Here is a 16,861-nt window from a genome sequence, read left to right as displayed (position 1 = left end):
GGCGGCAGCAGGGGCGAGGTGAAGGAGGGCGCCGTCCCGCCGGGCACCGCGACCTGGGGCAGCGGCGTGGACAGGTCCGGGTTGGAGACTGGCGGATCGACGCGGAACTCGGGGTCGCCCTCGGGCTGCGGACGGGGTTCTGGCTCTGGCTCTGGCTCTGGCTCCGGTTCCGGCTGGATCTGCCGGATCTCGTAGCCGCTGCTGACCACGCTGCCGCCAAGGCGGTTGCCAGCGGCGTCGACGATGCCGCTGCCCGGGGCGCTCAGCGCCAGTTGCAGCGAGCCGCTGCCGGACACGCCGCTGACCACCACCTGGTAGGTGCGGGCATCCAGCTGCACCACCGACTGCAGGGTGCCCTGCACCGTGCCGCCGGTGAGCAGGCTGAAGTCGCCGGCATCCACGCCGGTGACGTTCTCGTTGAAGGTCACCCGGAATTCCAGGGTATTGGCCGAGGTCGGCGAAGTACCGGTCAGGACGATGGCGGCGGTCGGGTCCTGGGCGTCGACCCGAACACCGGCGGTGCTGCCGATACCGGCGAGGGCGGTGGCTACATCGTTGCCCGAGCTGCCCTTGAGGGTGGCGCCGTTGAGTTGGATGCTGTTGCCCAGGTCGATGCCGTTGCCGTCGAACTGGCCCGTGGCGATGGTGAGGCGGAAGGTCAGGGCGTTGCTGCCGGAGCCGGCGACATAGTTGGCGTAGACGATGCCGCCGGTATCCAGGGTGACGGCGATGCGCGGCGTGCCGCCACTGCTGTCGACGACCACGCTCTCGCTGAAGTTGACGGTGAAATCGAGATTCTGCCCGGCGACATAGGTACCGTTGGCCGGCACCGATACCGAACTGACGGCCGGCAGGGCGCGGTCGATGGCATAGGTCGGGCCGGTCAGGCCACCGCCGAGGGCGTTGCCGGCAGTGTCGGCGATGCCGGTGCCGCCGTTCCTGAGGTTGAGGCCGAGGGTGCCGTTGCCGGTGATGCCGTTGACCACCACCACGTAGGTCTGGCCGTTCAGGGTGGTGACCGAGGCGATGCTGCCGCTGGCCGAACCGGTGAAGATCAGGCTGAAGTCGCTGGCATCGACGCCGCTGACGCTCTCGCTGAAGGTCACCGTGTAGCTGACCGAACTGGAGCCGGTGGGCGAGGCATCGATACGGGTGATGCCGGTGGCGGCGGGCGCCGTGGTGTCGATCAGCACGCCGCCGGTGTTGCCGATGCCGACCAGGTTGAGGTCCATCGCGTTGCCGGCGGCGTCCTGCAGCGTGCCGCCGTTGCTGGCGAGGGCGCTGACGGCGATGCCGTCGCCGTCGGTATCGCCCGCCTGCACGGTGTAGCGGAACACCAGGGCACTGCTGCCGCTGCCGGAGACGTAGTCGGCATAGACGCTGTTACCGCCGATGTCGAGCAGCAGCCGGGGCGTGCCGCCGGAGGTGTCCACCGTGACCGCTTCGCTGAGGTTGACGGTGAAGGTCAGCACGCTGCCGGCGGCGTAGGCGCCGGCGGGCGGGACGGCGACGCTGACGACCGTCGGGTCCGCGGCATCGACCAGCACGCCGGTGGTGGCGCCGACGCTGTTGAGGGTGGCGACGGCGTCGTTGCCGGCCGCGTCGCGGAGGCTACCGCCGTTGGCCTGGATGGCGCTGCCGACGGCGATGCCGTTGCTGTCGGCCTGGCCGCTGGCGACGGTGAGGCGGAACACCAGGGCGCTGGTGCCGGAGCCGGAAACATAGTCGGCGTAGACGGTGCCGCCGGTGTCGAGGGTGATGGCGATGCGCGGTGTGCCGCCGCTGGTGTCGACCACCACGGCTTCGCTGAAGTTGACGGTGAAATCGAGGTTCTGGCCGGCAATGTAGGTGCCGTCGGTGGGGACGCTGACGCTGCCGACCATCGGCACCACGCCATCGACCACGATGTTGCTGCGCCCGCCGAGCGAGTCGGCGCCACCCACGGTCGGCAGGGTCAGCACCGCCATGTCGTTGCTGGCGTTGGCCACGACCGCGCCGTTGAGTTGCAGCGCGGCGGTGCTCTGGAAGTCCAGGTCGGCGCTGACGTCACCCGCCTGCACGGTGTATTTGAAGACCAGGGTATTGCTGCCCGAGCCGCTGACGTAGATCGCGTTGCGATCGATCAGGCCGGTTTCCAGCAGTAGGCTCGGGATGCCGCCGCTGGTATCGACGTTGACGACCTGGTCCCAGACCATGTTGACCAGCACTTCGTCGCCAATCTTCACGGTGCGATCCAGGCCCTGGGCGGAAACGCTGGTGACCTTCGGGTTCACCGGGATCACGGTGATCGATATCACATCGGTATCGGTTTTCGCCCCACCGCTGCCGGAGTTGCCGTTGTCGTTGGTCTCGATGGTCAGGCTGGCGCTGCCGAGGAAGTTGCTGGAGGACTTGAAGCTGAGGGTCTGCAGCGCGGCGTTGAGGTTGGCGCGGGTGCCCTCGAACATCAGGGTCGCGTTGTTGGTACCGGTGCCAAGGATGAGGGTGATGCCGCTCAGGCTGCCCAGGCTGAGCGTGCCGTTGGTTGCGGTCAGGGTCACGGTCATCAGGCCATTGCCGGCATCCACGTCGGTGATGGAGATGGCGTTGCCGTTGGCGGTGTTGAAGCCCAGGGCGATGTTCTGCTGCGCGGTCTGCGCCGCCGGCACATTGTTGACCGGTGCGTCGTTCACCGCGGTGACGTTGAGGGTCACGGTCTTGGTGTCGGTCTTCTCGCCGCCCGAGCCGCTGAAGCCCTTGTCGTTTAGGGTCACGGTCAGGGTCACGCTGGTGGTGGCGTCCTGGGCGGTCTTGAAGGTCACGCCGTTGGCCGCGACGAAGAAGTTGATATCGGCCAGGCTGCCGGACAGGGTCAGCTCGCCGGTATCGGAGCCAGTGACGGTGACACCCATGCCAGTGACCGCGCTCAGGGTGCCGCTTGGCACCGAGAAGGTCGCGGTGACGGTGTTGATGCCGGCATCGACGTCGGTGAAGCTGAAGCCGCTGATCACGCTCGACACATCCTCGGTCACCGTAATGGATGCCGGTGCGGTAATCACTGGGGCGTCGTTCACCGCAGCGACCTGCAGGGTCACGGTGGTGGTGGCGTCGGACACGCTGGTGGTGTTGATGTTGATGGTCAGGGTCACGTCGCCGCTGGCATTGGCCGCCGGGGTATAGACCAGGCGGTTGTTGGCGATGAACAGGTTGATGTTGGCCAGGGTGCCGCTCAGGGTCAGGGCCGTCGCCGTGCCGCCCACGGTCACGCCGCCGGCGCCGATGGCGCTGAGGGTGCCGCTGCCGACCGAGAACGTCGCGACGCCAAGGGTGGTGTCGACATCGCTGAAGGTAATCTGGCCGAGCGCCGTCGGTGTGTCTTCGGTGATCGGCAGCGAGGCCACGGCACTGATGGTTGGCGAATCGTTGACCGCGGTGATGGTGATGTCACGGGTCACGGCCGTCGACTGGGCATTGCTGCCATCGGTGACGATGAACTGCACGGTACGGGTGGTGGTGTTCGGGCTGTTCGAGGCGTTGTTGTAGGTAATCGCCCGCAGCGCGGCCTGGAACTCTGCCACGGTGGCCTGGTTGCCGGCGGAGGTCAGGGTCAGGGTACCGTTGCCGACGGTCCAGGTGCCGACGATATTGCCCATGGTGAGCCCGTCGTTGACGAAGCTCAGGGTGTCCTGGGAGCTGTAGTAGGTGAGCATGCGCGCGGTGGCTTGGTTCGGGTTCGGACCGTCCGCGTCGGACAGGGTCAGGCCCGGGTCCACCGCGACCGGGGTGGAGGCGACGTTGTTGCCTTCGCTCCAGGACGCCGCCCCAGCGCTCACGGTGACCACTGGGGCGTCATTGACGGCGGTGACGGTAACGCTGGCGGTGTCGCTGGCCGTGGAAAACGCCGAGGTGCCGCCGGAGGTCGTGATGTCGACCGTGGTCCCCTGGGTGCCGGTGGTGCGGTCCCAGGCCTTGTAGGTGATGGTCGCGGTTTCGCCGTGGACGCCGTCGGGGACGAAGCGAACCCGATCGGTCGAGCGCAGCACCAGCGCCGCGCTGGTGGAGACCGTGCCGATATCCTGCCAGGTGCTGCCGCTATCGGTGCTGAACTGCCACTTGCCATAGGTGGCGGTCAGGCTGGTGATGGCAACCCCTTGCAGTGCACCGGTATCGACATCGGTGACACCACCGGTCAAGTCACTGACCAGGTTGCCGGCGTTGGCGGTGGAGGTGTCGGCCAATCCGGTCAGGGTCGGCGCTACCGGGGTCAACACCGGCGCGTCGTTGACCGAGCTGACCGTCAGGGAGGTCGTGGCGGTGCCGGTGGAGAAGGCGGTGATACCACCGTTGGTGGTGGTGTCGGCAAGCCCGCGTATACCGTTGACCGAGGCCGTGCCGCTGGTCTGGTCCCAGGCGCGATAGGTGAAGCCGACGCTCTCGCCGTTGGCACCGTTCGGGATGTAGCGCACGTAGCTGTTGGAAGTCAGCAGCAAGGCGGACGAACTGGACACCGCACCGACGCTGGTCCATGTGACATTGTCGGTCGAGTATTGCCAGGTGCCACTCCCGCCGGTGTTGGTGATGGCGATGCCGGACACCCCGCCCGAATCCACATCGGCGTAGGTGGCTCCGGCGATGACGGTGGAGACCTGCACGCCAGGGGTGGTGGTGTCTTCGTTGGTGCCGGTGAACACATAGGGGCCACCGGATAGGGTCGGCGCATTGTTCACCGCGACCAGGCTCACCTCGCTGGAAACCGACAGCGTGGTCATCGAGACCCCGCCATTGGCGGTGCCGCCGCTATCGCGAACGCTGAGCAGGGTCACGGTGCGCGAGGCGCCGGACGGATTCTGGCTGTCGTTGCGATAGGCCAGACCATCGACGATGCTCTGCGCCACCGCGGTGGAGATACTGGTATTGGTGATGTTGATGGTGGCGACGCTGCTGATCACCGTGACCGAGATGCCCAGGTTGTTGGTCACGGTGGTGGTGCCAAAGCCGTTGGTCAGGTTGACGTCGACGCCGTCGATGACCAGTTTTTCCGAGCTGCCGTTGGCCAGGTTGCTGACCTGGACCTGGATCCGGTTGATGAACTGGCCGGACTCGATGGTGCTGATGCTGGTGCCGCTGAACAGCTGCACGGCCGAGCCACCTTCGGTAAAGGTCGGGCTGGAGCCGGTGGCGGTGAGGGTCGGAGCATCGTTCACCGGTGTCACGGCCACGGTCGAGGCGATATTGGGTGAAGCAGTGTTGTTGTTGCTGCCGCTATCGGTAATGCCGGTAATGGTGACGACGCGGCTGGCGCTGCCGGGATCTTCGCTGGTATTGCGGTAGCTGATGCCGTCGATCAGTGCGCCCATCTGCGCATTGTCGCGGGTCATGCTGCCGAGCGTGACGGTGGCGGTACCGCCCGACACGCTGACGCTGTAGTTGCCGATACCGGAAATGCTGCCGCTGTTGCCGTGGTTCAGCGCCACGTCGGTGCCGCCGATGCTGAGGATTTCCGCCGCGCCGTTGCTGACGTTGGTCACGGTCAGGGTCATGCCGCTGAAGGTCTGGCCGCTGTCGTTGGTGGCGGCGGTAACGCCGTTGAACAGATCGACCGCACTGCCGTTTTCGGTGAAGGAGGGGTTGTTGCCGGTGGCGGTCAGACTGGGGGCGAAGGTGGGCAGAACAGGATCTGCAAACCCAATATTATCGAGGCCGATATAGAGGTCGGCGGCGCTCGGATCGGTAATGCGGATTTCATCCGCATTCTGGAAAATGGAGGGCGTCAGCCCGTTGGACTGGGTGAAATCCGAGATGAAGTCGGCGCCATCGGTTGCCAGTGTGACGCCACCCAGGGAGATGCCATCGCGGAACGCTTCGAATCTGAGCTGAGAATGAACACCGAAATAGTCGACGACCTTGATGCCCGTAAATGAGAAATCACTTCCGTTCTGGGTGCGTATGACGATGACGGGCGAACCAGTGCCCGACGCATCCCAAATCCCTTCGTCGTCTCCCCCAGTTCCAAAGCCGAACATGCCGCCGACATATTCCCAGTTGTGGCCATTGTTGGTATTCGTGCCCGAGGTGGCGGCATAGATTTCGATTGTTACGCCAGGGATGTCGGTCGAGTTGGCCTCGCCATCGGTTACCGATGTACCGAGGCTGGCGTCCGAACCCGAGAAATTCAGCGTGCCGGAAAACAACCGGCCGCTAAAGGCATCCTGCGTTGCGGCAGAAAACGGAATGAAGGCTTCTATTGCGCCGGTCGAGGCTTCCAATACCCAGTTTTTCCCGGTGATGCTGCTGCCGGTGGCGTCGGTGGACGCCGCAACGTCGGCCTGGGTGAGTTCCGCAAACCGACTGATAAAGAGCTGTCCTTTGTCCCCTTGGGCTATATCACAGCCATAGAACAGGATGTCGCCATCCTGGCTCAACTTGCTGCCGATGCTCTCCAGGGTGGTGGAGTGATCCCCCAGATTGCTGGCATCGAGGGTCAGGCTGCCCAGGGTCAGCTGCCCGAGGATACCGTGGCTGACGAGGTGGATCGCATCGACCCCCGCCCGCCCGCTCAGGTAATCGGCGATCTGCTGCAGCCCGTCCTTGCTGCCATCCAGCACTACCACTTCGGTGCCTTCGCTCACTCCGGCGACCAGTTGACGGTAGTCCTGTACGTTGCTGTCGACGAAGACGATTTCGTGGCGCTGGTCGCTGCTGGCGGCTGGAGGAGAAGCCGGAGGCGAGGTGTCGGAATGGCTGCTGGTGGCATCGGCCTGAGCGGCGGTGTCTGCCAGGGCCGTATCGGCGACCGTGGCGGCGACGGCGCCGTCGAACATCATGCGCGGCTCGAGGGCGCGCAGCCAGGTACGGCCCGCCGGGGCGCTGGGTGTCGGTTTGACGGTGGCTTTGCTTTTCATGGGTGGCTCCCGGCGTTCCTGAAAGGGTGATCGGCCTGCCTGTGCAGGCCGATTTGGCGCATGTGCTCGAATCAGTTGCGGGAAGGGAAGACGCCTTCGGTCGCGATCACGAAGTTGGTGCCGAGGAATGGGTTGAGGATGCTGAACGGCTGGCTGCCACCTATCGGCGCAATGGTGACGGTGCCTTGGGGCGTAATGGTTGCCTGCCCGCCGAGCCCGCCCAGGCTGGCCTTCGTCGAATCTGGAGCGGTATTGGTGAACAGCCCGTTGAACCCCACGGCGGCGGGACCGGCCTTGGCGGTCGTGGCGGAAAGGTAGGTGGTGGCTCCCTGAGTCGGTGGGACCATGGGGTTTGCCGTGGTGGTGGCGACATCGGCGGTGATGGTGAGAGCGCCGTTGCTGGCCTGGCCGGTAAACTGGGCAACTGGTACATGCACCGGCAACTGAGGTGTCGTCAGCGTGACGCTCTGGGTGCCCGCCACTTCACCCTGGACGATCATGCTCAGACCGGGGCCTTGCCCCATGCCCACCGGGCCGCGACCGCGATAGTCGGGCAGGCCGAAGGTGGTCTGGCCGTTGCCGCCGTACATGGTGCCGAGCAACGCGAAAAGCGCGTTGTTCTGTGCAATGGACATCTGCTGGCCCTGGCACATCGCGTAGCCACGCGGTGCGAAGTTGAAGCCGACCATTTTGATTTCGCCGAGAAACGGGTCCATGTATTGCTCCCTGCTGTGATGCCGGCTCTGCCGGCGGATTGTTGTTGGCGTCGAACCTATGGGGTTTCCGGTTGCCGGACATGGAACACCGCCTGCAGCAGGCGGTGTCCATCGTCGTCCGGCCCGATCGGGGTGAGCATGATCCACCACGATGATGCGGCCGGGCTGTGCAAGGTATAGCTGTACTGCGGCAGGTCGACCCCGGCAGGCTGTCGGAATACCGCGTCGTAGCAGCGGTAGCGAGGGTTCATGGCCTTGCCCTGGTTCACCTCGACCAGTTCCACCTCGATGCCCGGATGCTCTTCCCAGCTCAGGCGCCAGGTGTGGCCCAGTGCCTGTTGCAGTTCTTCGGGGCTGGGGACGTCGCTCATGCTGTCAGTTTCCGTGTGGCGAGGCGGTGCATTTCCAGGTACGCCGGGTGCTGGCCGGTGATGGCGAAGCCGAAGCGTTCGTAGAGGCGCCTCGCCGGGTTGTCGGGTTCCACATACAAGCGGATCGACTTGCCAGCGGCGTCGGCTTCCCGGGCCAACTGCGACAGGAGCTGGCCGCCTAGGCCACGCCCGCGCCAGGCCGGCAGCAGCGAGAGGTCCATCAGGTTGTAGGTGCTGGGGCCGCGGAACACGTAGAGACGGCCGATGGGCTCGTCTGCGTGCAGCACAACCGAGAATTCCGCTTCCCGGTAGTGTTCCTGGTAGTGGCGGTGCTGAGCATCGAACTGCTGGTCGAGGAAGGCCTCCTTGTCCGCCTGGGTCCAGGGCAAGGGAGCCATTTCGCCAGCGCGGGTGCTCGCGTAGAGCGCCCGTAGAAATGCCAGGTCGGCATCGTCGATGGGGCGGAGGTACAACTCGGGGACGGCCATGGGGATCGAGCTTCCTTGCAAGCATTCCCCCTTGGGGGGACACCCGTAGTTGGCTTTGTAGGTGAGTTTTGAGCCTAGCCGATGCCGCAGGCAATCCGCCAGCATCCCTTGTGACGGGAGAGGATTTTTCTCAAACAAGTGTATGAATTCGCTGTGGCTGCGACAGTCGTATCCGCTCCAGCCGTTCGTAGGGCTCGCCTGCCCACCGCGCGATGGCCTGGCGCAGCTCCGCCCCCGCGGACTTCCGCTTACCCTGGGTGTCACTGTTGAAGCTCATGGCCGGTTGCTTGGCGTCGAAGGCGGCTACGGATTCGAGTCGCTCCCGGTCGATGGCCCGTACGCCCAGCATGGGCGCCAGGTGCGTCCACAGCGCCTCGGGGAGTTCGCGGTAGTTCACCGGTATGCCGCCATGGTGCAGGCACAGCTCCAGGCCGCCCGCGAGCAGGCGGCCGACCATGCGGCAGGTGTAGTCCGGCGCGGACAGGTGCTCGGCATCGTCCCCCGGCGCATCCAGCCCCGTCGGCCCCAGCATGCCGGGCACCCGGTGCAGGCCCGGCTGGCGCAGCTGGGACACGGCGATCTCCAGCGGGTCGCGGTAGAGGAAGAGACGTGGCGTGTTCGGGTAGAGCTGTTGCAGCAGCGCTGCCTCGAAGACGTTCCAGGCGTCCAGCTTGACCAGCAGCCGCTGTTCGTCGCCTCGCCGGCGCTGGCCGAAGGCGGAGAGCAGGGCGGCCACCAGGGCGGGCTGGTGGGGCGCCATGTCCGGGTCGGCTCGGTGGGCGCGCAGCAGGCTGTCCAGGGGAGGTGGTTCGGAGAGCACGACGTTGCGCTCCAGGCCGGCGAGCATCCGCGCCATCAGCGTGGAGCCGCAGCGCGACGCATGGAAGATGAACGCGCCGGGGGCCAGGCCCGGGTTGGCGGCCTGCCAGTCCAGCAGCGCCTGGAGGCCGGTTTCGCGGCGGAAGGCCTGGTTGAAGGGCAGGCGCAGGGCCTGGTCCACGTCGTCGCGGAAGAAGGGATGGGTGAGTCGTTGCTCGCCGAACCAGCACCAGTCCACCCGCCATTCGCGGTCGGGGCGCCAGAGGCGGATGGGCAGCCAGCCGTGGAAGTCCTCGCCGGGGTTCATGCTCGCCATTGGTCGCTCCAGGCCTGCCGTCCCTGGCGCATGGCGCCTCGCACTTCCGCCTCGGAGAAGCGCAGCCCCTGTCGTTCGCCCAGCGCCACCACTTCGCGCAGGAAGTCCCGGGTGTCGGTCAGCGACTGCAGCCGCCGCGCCAGCTGCGGATCCCGTTCGACCTGCTGGCGGAAGCGCAGGAAGTCCTGCACCGCCTTGCCCGGCTGCAGCGCCGGCGTGGTCGGCAAGCCCTGTTCGATGGCGGCCAGCAGCCAGTCGTTGGGCTCGCAGTCCAGCACCAGGTGGATGCGTTCCGAGGACGAGGGATTATCCACCCGGTGGGGCCGGGACAGGTCGAGGAACCAGCACTCGCCGGGACGCATGGGGGCCTGCAGGCCGTCGACCAGGAATTCCACACCTTCGGGGCTCAGCAGCGGCACGTGCAGGCGCAGCACGCTGCCGGCCAGGCCGAGGTCCGGGTCGCGGTGTTCGTGGATGCGCGAGCCGGGGCCGAGGCGCAGCAGGCGCGCGCTGCGGACGGTGGTGTGGAACGCTTCCAGCAGTTCGTGGAAGGCCGTCTCACGTTGCCACCAGCCGGTGCGCACCGGCGCGCCCTGGCCGGGGGCCAGCGGCAGCGGGGCGTCGTCCGCCGCGATCAGGGCGACGCCGCTCCAGTCGCCTTCGTAGTAGCCGGTGTTGAAGTGATGCTGCCAGGCGTCAGGGGCGATCCGCTCCAGCGCCTGCAGCAGGGGTTCCAGGGCGAAGGCGAGGGACAGTCGCGAGCAGATCGGCAGTGCGTGGGGTTCGAGCATGGAGACTTCCCTGTTTCCCGTGGATGACAACCTTGTCAGAAGCCGCTTTCCCTCACCCCCAGCGCCGCCAGCCGGCGCCAGGCCGCGCCGAGGACGGATTGCCCCGCGCCGTCCAGCACCACCACGCCGCGCAGGGGCTGGGACGGATCGGGTAGCTCGTCCAGCAGGGTCAGGCGCACGCCGTACTGGGCCTGCACCGGTTCCGCCCGGCGCTGGGCGTCGCGGCGCACCGCGATGGGGCCGTGGTGGTCGGAGCTGAGCGACTCCAGTTCAAGATAGGCGACGCCGGTGTCGTCCACTTCATCCAGCCGCACCGCCAGCGCCGGGCGGGCCGGGTCGTCGGCGATGAAATGGCCCTCGGCGCCGGATTGCACGCGCCACAGGTATTCCTCTCCCAGGTAGCCGCGCAGCCGCAGGCCGGCCGCCTTGACCCGCACCAGCGGATCGGCGGGGCTCAGCCAGCGGCCGGGGGCGAGGGCGGGCAGCAGGTCGCGCACGGTCCCGGCTTCCGGGGCGCGTAGCTGCAGCCGTTCGCGCTGCGCGGCTAGGCCCCGGTATTCGGCCACGGCCTCGGCCAACTGCTGTTCGAGGATGCCCACGTCGCCGGCCGTCTCGCTGCGCCCGGCCTGGCGGCGCAGTTGCAGCTGCAGGATCTGGATTTCATGGCGGACGATGGCCTGCCGCGCGTCCAGGTCGGGGGACTCCAGTTCCAGCAGCAGGTCGCCCTTGGCCACCGCCTGGCCGTCGTGCACGTGCAGCTGTTTCAGGCGCGCGGCCACCGGGGCGTGCAGGGCGCTGGTGCTGGAAGCCTCGAGCATCGCCGGCACTTCCACGCCGCTGCGCCAGGGCAGCGCCAGCACGGCCAGCACCAGCAGCAGGCCGCTCGCGGTCAGCAGCACCTTGGACGGGTTCGCCTGGTCGCGGCGGCTCCACCATTCCTGCCACTCGCGCCAGATCGGCAGGCCGATGAACCAGAGCAGCTCGACCAGCATCAGGAAGATGCCCAGCAGCTTGAAGAACATGTGGTACACGGCCAGGGCGATGCCGAGGAACAGCGCCGCGCGCCACAGCCAGGCGCCGTAGCCCCAGAACAGCAGGCGGCTCTGCATGGCCGGCGTCCAGGGCTCCGGTGCGGGCTCGCCGTAGCCGAACAGGGCCTCGCGCAGGCGCCAGCGGCACAGGGCGAAGGCGCGGTGCTGGAGGTTGTCCACGCCCCACAGGTCGCTGAGCAGGAAGTAACCGTCGAAGCGCATGAACGGGTTGAGGTTGATCGCCAGGGTGGTGATCCAGGTGGCGCTGGCCAGCATGAAGGTGGCGGTGCGCAGCGGTCCGTCCGGCAGCAGCGACCAGGCCAGCAGGGCGATGCACGCCAGCAGCAGCTCGGCGAGCACGCCGCCGGCGCCGATCAGCAGTCGCGAGCGGCGGTCGTTGACGCGCCAGGCGTCGCTGACGTCGGTGTAGAGCATCGGCAGCAGCACCATGAAGGCCAGCCCCATGCTCTGCACCCGGCAGCCGGCGCGCTTGGCCATGTAGGCGTGGCCGAACTCGTGGCACAGCTTGGCGAAGGCCAGGGCGATGCCGAAGGCGATGGCGCCGCCCAGGCTGAACAGGTGGGGGAAGGTCGCGATGAAGCGCTCCCAGTCGCGCGCCACCAGGAACAGGCCGATCACCAGCAGGGTCGGCAGGCCATAGCGCAGCAGCCGCGGGCCGTGGCGTTCGAGCCAGGGCCAGGTACGGTCGAGGAAGGCGTTCGGCCGCCACAGCGGAATGCGGAAGAACAGGTACTGGTGCAGCAGACTCTTCCAGAAGCCGTGGCGCTGCTGCGCCGCCTTGGCCGCGTAGCTGGCGCGCTGCTCCGCGTCGGCCGCGTCGACCAGGTCGTGGCCACGCAGGAAGCGCAGCATCTCTTCCAGGTCGGAACCGGTCAGCGGTTGCCCCGGCTCGGTGTTCGCCGCCTGCAGCACCCGCGCGGGGTCGCCCAGCTGCCAGTGGCGCAGCAGGCGCATGGCCTCGGCACCGAGCTTGAAGTAGCGTCCGCGCAGCGGGTCGGCGAGGGTCCATTGCGGCGCGCCGTCCAGCGCCGGCGCGGCGCCGGAGAGCTGCAGGTCGGCGCGCAGGCCGGGCAGGCGCATCTACAGGCCCAACGTCTGGCGCAGCGCGGCCAGCGGCCGGCGCAGCAGGAACAGGGCCAGCGGCACCCGTTCGCCGTACAGCTTGGCGGTGCCGCGCAGGCCGATGCGCGGCGGCGTTTCGGCGAACTCGGCGTCCAGCCGGTAGGCCAGCTGGCCGCTGCTCAGCGATTGCGCCTCGTAGGCCAGGCGCTGCAGGCGGGCGTCGTGGCGGTGCAGCGGGTCGCTGTCGAGGAACAGGCCGACCTCCGCGCCGGGCTGGAAGTCCAGCGCGTCGGCCACGGCCAGGTCGATGCGCAGTTCGGCATGGTTCGGGTCGGCGATCTCCATCAGCCGCTCGCCGGTCTGCACCGGCCGGCCGATCCAGCGCTGGGCGTCGGCGAACACCGCGATGCCGTCGCGCTCGGCGCGCACCTCGGTGCGTGCCAGCAGTTCGCGGGCGTAGTCGCGCTCGGCGCGCTTCTGCTCCGCGCGGGCGGCGAACAGGTCGATGCGCGCGCTCGACTCGGCGTCGCTGAAGGCGCGCTGGGTGTTGGCCTTGAGTTCGGCCTCGGCCACCTGCAGGCTGCGTTCCGCCACGTCGGCCTGGGCGCGGATGGTGGTGGCGTCGAAGCGCAGCAGCACGTCGCCCTTGGCCACCGCCTGGTTGGGCTTGACCAGGAACTCGGCGATCACCCCGTCCACCGGCGCGGCGACCACCTGGCCGTCGCGCGGCACCACCTCGGCGGGCGCCAGCACCGACTGGCGCACCGGCACCAGCAGGAGCAGCAGCGCCGCCGCTGCGACCGCCAGGATGCGTCGCCGCGGCCAGCGCAGGCGCCAGGGCTTGCGCGGCTGCAGGGCGAGCCAGGCGTGGGCGTAGCAGTCGCCGAGCTGGGTCAGCAGGGCCTGCTCGGCGTCGCTCCAGGGCTGCTCGCGGGCGATCCACAGGCCGCCGAAGGGCTGCTGCTGGCGATCCAGCAGGGGCAGCCAGAACACCGAGCCGGCGGACAATGCCTGCCAGTCGCCACGGGCCTGCTCGTTGAGCGACTCGGCGGCGATCACCTGGGGCTGGGCGGAGCGGCCCTGGTCGTGCAATTGCTGGACGGCGTTCTCGACGAAGGCGACGAAGGGGGAGTGGGGCTCGACGACGCTGATGCCGGTCAGCGACCGCACCCGCCCCGCGATGAGCAGGGCGGCATGGCGGAAGCCGAACAGGCCCTGGGCGTCGTTGACCAGGGCATAGGCCAGGCTGTCGATGTCCGCGGCGGCGCGGGCCTGGCGCTGCAGGGCCAGGAAGCGGGCAAAGACCTGTTCGGCCAGGCCCGGCACCTGCGCGGTCATGGCGACTCCGGGAAGCGCGCGCTGCCGCTCATGCCGGCCAGCAGGCCGCTGGCGTTCTCGGGCAGGCTGCCGATCAGCAGCAGGGTCTGGCTGCCTTCGTCGATGCGCGCGCCCAGGCGCTTGACCTCGACCCGCAGGGGCTGGCCGGTCTCGTCGGGGAGGAACTCGAAGTGCTCGCCGGGCTTGAGCCGGCCCAGCCAGCTGGACGGGACCAGCAGGTGCACTTCGAGCGTGCGGTTGTCGACGATCTCCAGCAGCGGCGTGCCGCTGGCGACGCTCTCGTGCGGCCGCACCCGGCGCTGCACCACGCGGCCGCTGAACGGCGCGGTGACGCTGCAGCGCTTGACCTGCACCTGGTAGACCTGGGATTCCGCCGCCGCCTGGGCCTGGCGCGCCTCGGCCAGCGCCACCTCGAAGCGGCCCACCGAGTTGAGCGCGGCCAGCTGCTTCTTGTTGCCCAGCTCTTCGCGGGCGGCCCGGGATGCGGCCTGGGCGGCGTTGAGCTGGGCCTGGTAGGCGCTGCAGTCGAAGCGCACCAGCACCTCGCCCTGCTTGAAGTCCTGGCCCTCGGCGAACGGCATGTCGACGATGCGCCCGGCCAGTTCGCTGGACAGCACCGCCTGGTCGCGGGCGCGCAGTACGCCGCGGGCCGAGCGTTCGCCGGCCTGCGGGGCGGCGGTGGGGGCATCGAGGAGCGGGTCGTTTTCGGGCGAGGCGTGGATCGCCTGGGCGCAGAGCAGGCCCAGGATGATGCCGGTGCGGCACAGAGGGTGAGGCATGGTGGCAGTCCCTTGTTCTATGCCCGCAGTGTACGGAAGAAGCGGGGTGGCGCAAACGTCCCGTTAACGCTCCCCGGGAGCGGGCGCGGGTTGCACCCGCCCTACGATGGTCAGGGTGTGGTCTGTTCGCCGGACCACTGCTGCAGCGCCTTGACCCGGGCCTGGCTGTCGGCCATGGGCTTGGCCAGGGATTCTTCGTAGAAGTCCAGCCAGCTGCGCGAGCCGGGCGTCATGCCGGCCAGTTCGCGCATGCCGTTCTTCAGGGCGTTGAGGGTGTGCTGGTAGTTGTGTTCCTGGCCGATCAGGGTGCGCGCCACCATGCGTACGTTGTCCCGGTCCTGCCGGCGCGGCTCCGCGCCCTGTTCCGGCACCGCCTCGGCGGCGGAAGGCGCCACCTGCTGCTGGGCCTGCAGCAGGATGAGCTTCTGCTGGTCCTTGATCTGCTGCTGCAACGGCGCGATCTGCAGTTGCAGCGCGCCGATCTCCTTCTGCAGGGCCTCGACGCTGGCCATGCTCGCCATGGCCGCCTGTTCGTCCGCGTCGGCGCCGCCCGAGGAGCCGAGCACGGCCACCAGCACCCAGGCGATGAGGTTGAACAGCAGGGCGCCGGCCAGGCCGAAGATCAGCAGGCGGTTGAGCCTGCCGGCTCTTTCCAGCTGCTCGATGCGCTGGTCGCTGGGGACGTCGGTGCCGGCGGTGTCGCTGTCTTCGTTCATGGTCGCCTGTCCTTGTTCTGTCATGGCGTTGTGCCATTATTGTCCGAAGCCGGGCTATTGCCTAGCCATGGGCTCTAGAACGAGGCAATGATCCTGCCCAGCAGTTCCATCGCCCTCTCGCTTTGGGCATCCCAGGGGTGCCCATGGTTCAGCCTGGCGCAATGGCGGAAGCCGCGGGTGGCGGAGAAGATCGGCCCGGGCGCCAGGCTGATGCCCTGGGCCAGCGCCAGCTGGAACAGTTGCAGCGAGTCCACCCGCTCGGGGAATTCGAACCACAGGAAGTAGCCACCGCCGGGGCGGGTGACCCGGGTTTCCGCCGGGAAGTGGCGGGCGGCGGAGGCCAGCATGGCCGCCTGCTGGGTCTCCAGGGCGATGCGCAGCTTGCGCAGGTGGCGGTCGTAGCCGCCGTGTTGCAGGTAGTCGGCGATGGCGGCCTGGGCCGGCACCGAGGGCGAGATGGTGGTCATCAGCTTGAGCCGGCCGATCTGCTCGGCGAAGCGCCCACCGGCCACCCAGCCGACCCGGTAGCCCGGCGCCAAGCTCTTGGAGAAGGAGCCGCAGTGCATCACCAGGCCGTCCCGGTCGAGGCTCTTCATCGGCCGGGGCGGGTGGGGCCCGTAGTACAGCTCGGCGTAGACGTCGTCCTCGATCAGCGGCACCTGGCGCTGCCGCAGCAGTTCGTACAGCGCTGCCTTCTTCGCCTCCGAGAGGCTGGCGCCCATGGGGTTCTGCAGGCTGCTCATGAACCAGCAGGCCTTGATCGGCAGTTGCGCCAGGCGCTCGGCCAGCACGTCGAGGTCGATGCCCTCGCGCGGGTGAACCGGGATTTCCACCGCCTTCAGTTCCAGCCGCTCCAGCACCTGCAGGGTGGCGTAGAAGGCCGGCGACTCGATGGCGACCAGGTCGCCGGGGCGGGTCACGGTCTGCAGGCAGAGGTTGAGGGCCTCCAGCGCGCCATTGGTGATCACCAGTTCCTCCAGCGGCAGGCGCACGCCGGCGACCATGTAGCGCAGGGCGATCTGCCGGCGCAGGTCGGGGTTGCCGCTGGTCATGTCGGCGATCACCGCGTGGCCGGGCATGTCGCGCAGGGCGTGGGCCATGGAGCGGGCCAGGCGCGGCAGGGGGAACAGGTCCGGGCTGGGGAAGGCCGAGCCGAAAGGTACGGTGTGCGGGTCCTTCAGCGAGCCGAGCACGGAGAAGACCAGTTCGCTGACGTCCACCTCGGTGCTGGCGGCGGTGGGCGCGCTGGTTTCCGGCTCGGCCAGCGGCTGGCGCGCCAGCGCGCGGACGAAGTAGCCGGAGCGGGCGCGGGCCTGGATCAGGCCGCGGTCTTCCAGCAGGTAGTAGGCCTGGAACACGGTGGAGGGGCTGACCCCGTAGGTGCGGCTGGCGTGGCGCACCGAGGGCACCCGGTCGCCGGGGGCGAGCACGCCGCTGCGGATAAGCTCGGCGATCTGGTCGGCGAATCGCTCGTAGCGCTTCATCTTGTCCGTGACTGTGGCCAGGGTCGGGCCACAGTCTAAGGGCATCGG

General features: G+C 68.3%; 11 protein-coding genes. All 11 read right to left on the bottom strand.

Features of this window, described 5'->3' with window-relative positions; all coding sequences use genetic code 11:
- On the bottom strand, positions 1-6,881 hold a 6,881-nt coding region (locus N7640_RS11765; protein WP_279906196.1), incomplete at its 3' end, for a DUF4347 domain-containing protein.
- Positions 6,882-6,952: 71 nt separating this feature from the next.
- Positions 6,953-7,597 (bottom strand): tail fiber protein, encoded by a 645-nt coding sequence (locus tag N7640_RS11760; RefSeq protein WP_279905245.1) that lies wholly within the window; start codon positions 7,595-7,597, stop codon positions 6,953-6,955.
- Between the two features lie 56 nt (positions 7,598-7,653).
- The gene (locus tag N7640_RS11755) at positions 7,654-7,968 is read right to left on the bottom strand and encodes a hypothetical protein (RefSeq protein WP_220814271.1); all 315 of its coding nucleotides are present in this window, start codon (positions 7,966-7,968) and stop codon (positions 7,654-7,656) included.
- On the bottom strand, positions 7,965-8,456 hold the full coding sequence (locus N7640_RS11750; protein ID WP_279905247.1) for a GNAT family N-acetyltransferase: 492 nt from the start codon (positions 8,454-8,456) through the stop codon (positions 7,965-7,967). The genes N7640_RS11755 and N7640_RS11750 overlap by 4 nt, the downstream gene beginning before the upstream one ends.
- 130 nt (positions 8,457-8,586) lie before the next feature.
- Positions 8,587-9,591 carry a sulfotransferase family protein gene (locus N7640_RS11745; protein WP_279905248.1) on the bottom strand — a complete coding sequence of 335 codons (1,005 nt, stop codon included), beginning with the start codon at positions 9,589-9,591 and terminating at the stop codon, positions 8,587-8,589.
- Positions 9,579-10,382 (bottom strand): aspartyl/asparaginyl beta-hydroxylase domain-containing protein, encoded by an 804-nt coding sequence (locus N7640_RS11740; protein ID WP_279905250.1) that lies wholly within the window; start codon positions 10,380-10,382, stop codon positions 9,579-9,581. Before N7640_RS11740 ends, N7640_RS11745 begins: the two co-directional genes overlap by 13 nt.
- A 35-nt stretch (positions 10,383-10,417) precedes the next feature.
- Positions 10,418-12,514: a biotin/lipoyl-binding protein gene (locus N7640_RS11735; RefSeq protein ID WP_279905251.1), complete on the bottom strand. Its 2,097-nt coding sequence runs from the start codon at positions 12,512-12,514 to the stop codon at positions 10,418-10,420.
- Positions 12,515-13,834: an HlyD family efflux transporter periplasmic adaptor subunit gene (locus N7640_RS11730; protein ID WP_220814276.1), complete on the bottom strand. Its 1,320-nt coding sequence runs from the start codon at positions 13,832-13,834 to the stop codon at positions 12,515-12,517.
- Entirely contained in the window at positions 13,831-14,613 is a 783-nt protein-coding gene (locus tag N7640_RS11725) for an efflux RND transporter periplasmic adaptor subunit (protein ID WP_279905252.1), read from the bottom strand. Before N7640_RS11725 ends, N7640_RS11730 begins: the two co-directional genes overlap by 4 nt.
- Positions 14,614-14,723: 110 nt before the next feature.
- Positions 14,724-15,329, bottom strand: coding sequence for a hypothetical protein (locus tag N7640_RS11720; RefSeq protein WP_220814278.1), 606 nt, complete (start codon positions 15,327-15,329; stop codon positions 14,724-14,726).
- A 74-nt stretch (positions 15,330-15,403) separates the two neighbouring features.
- A complete protein-coding gene (gene mapR / locus N7640_RS11715) occupies positions 15,404-16,813 on the bottom strand; it encodes a GntR family transcriptional regulator MpaR (RefSeq protein ID WP_279905286.1) in 1,410 nt (469 codons plus the stop codon).
- Positions 16,814-16,861 lie beyond the last annotated feature (48 nt).

The organism is Pseudomonas sp. GD04015 (genome assembly GCF_029837675.1).
In the GTDB taxonomy this organism is placed as follows: domain Bacteria; phylum Pseudomonadota; class Gammaproteobacteria; order Pseudomonadales; family Pseudomonadaceae; genus Aquipseudomonas; species Aquipseudomonas paralcaligenes.
Note: the sequence above shows the minus strand (reverse complement) of the source record. Positions and strands in the feature narration are given on the sequence as shown.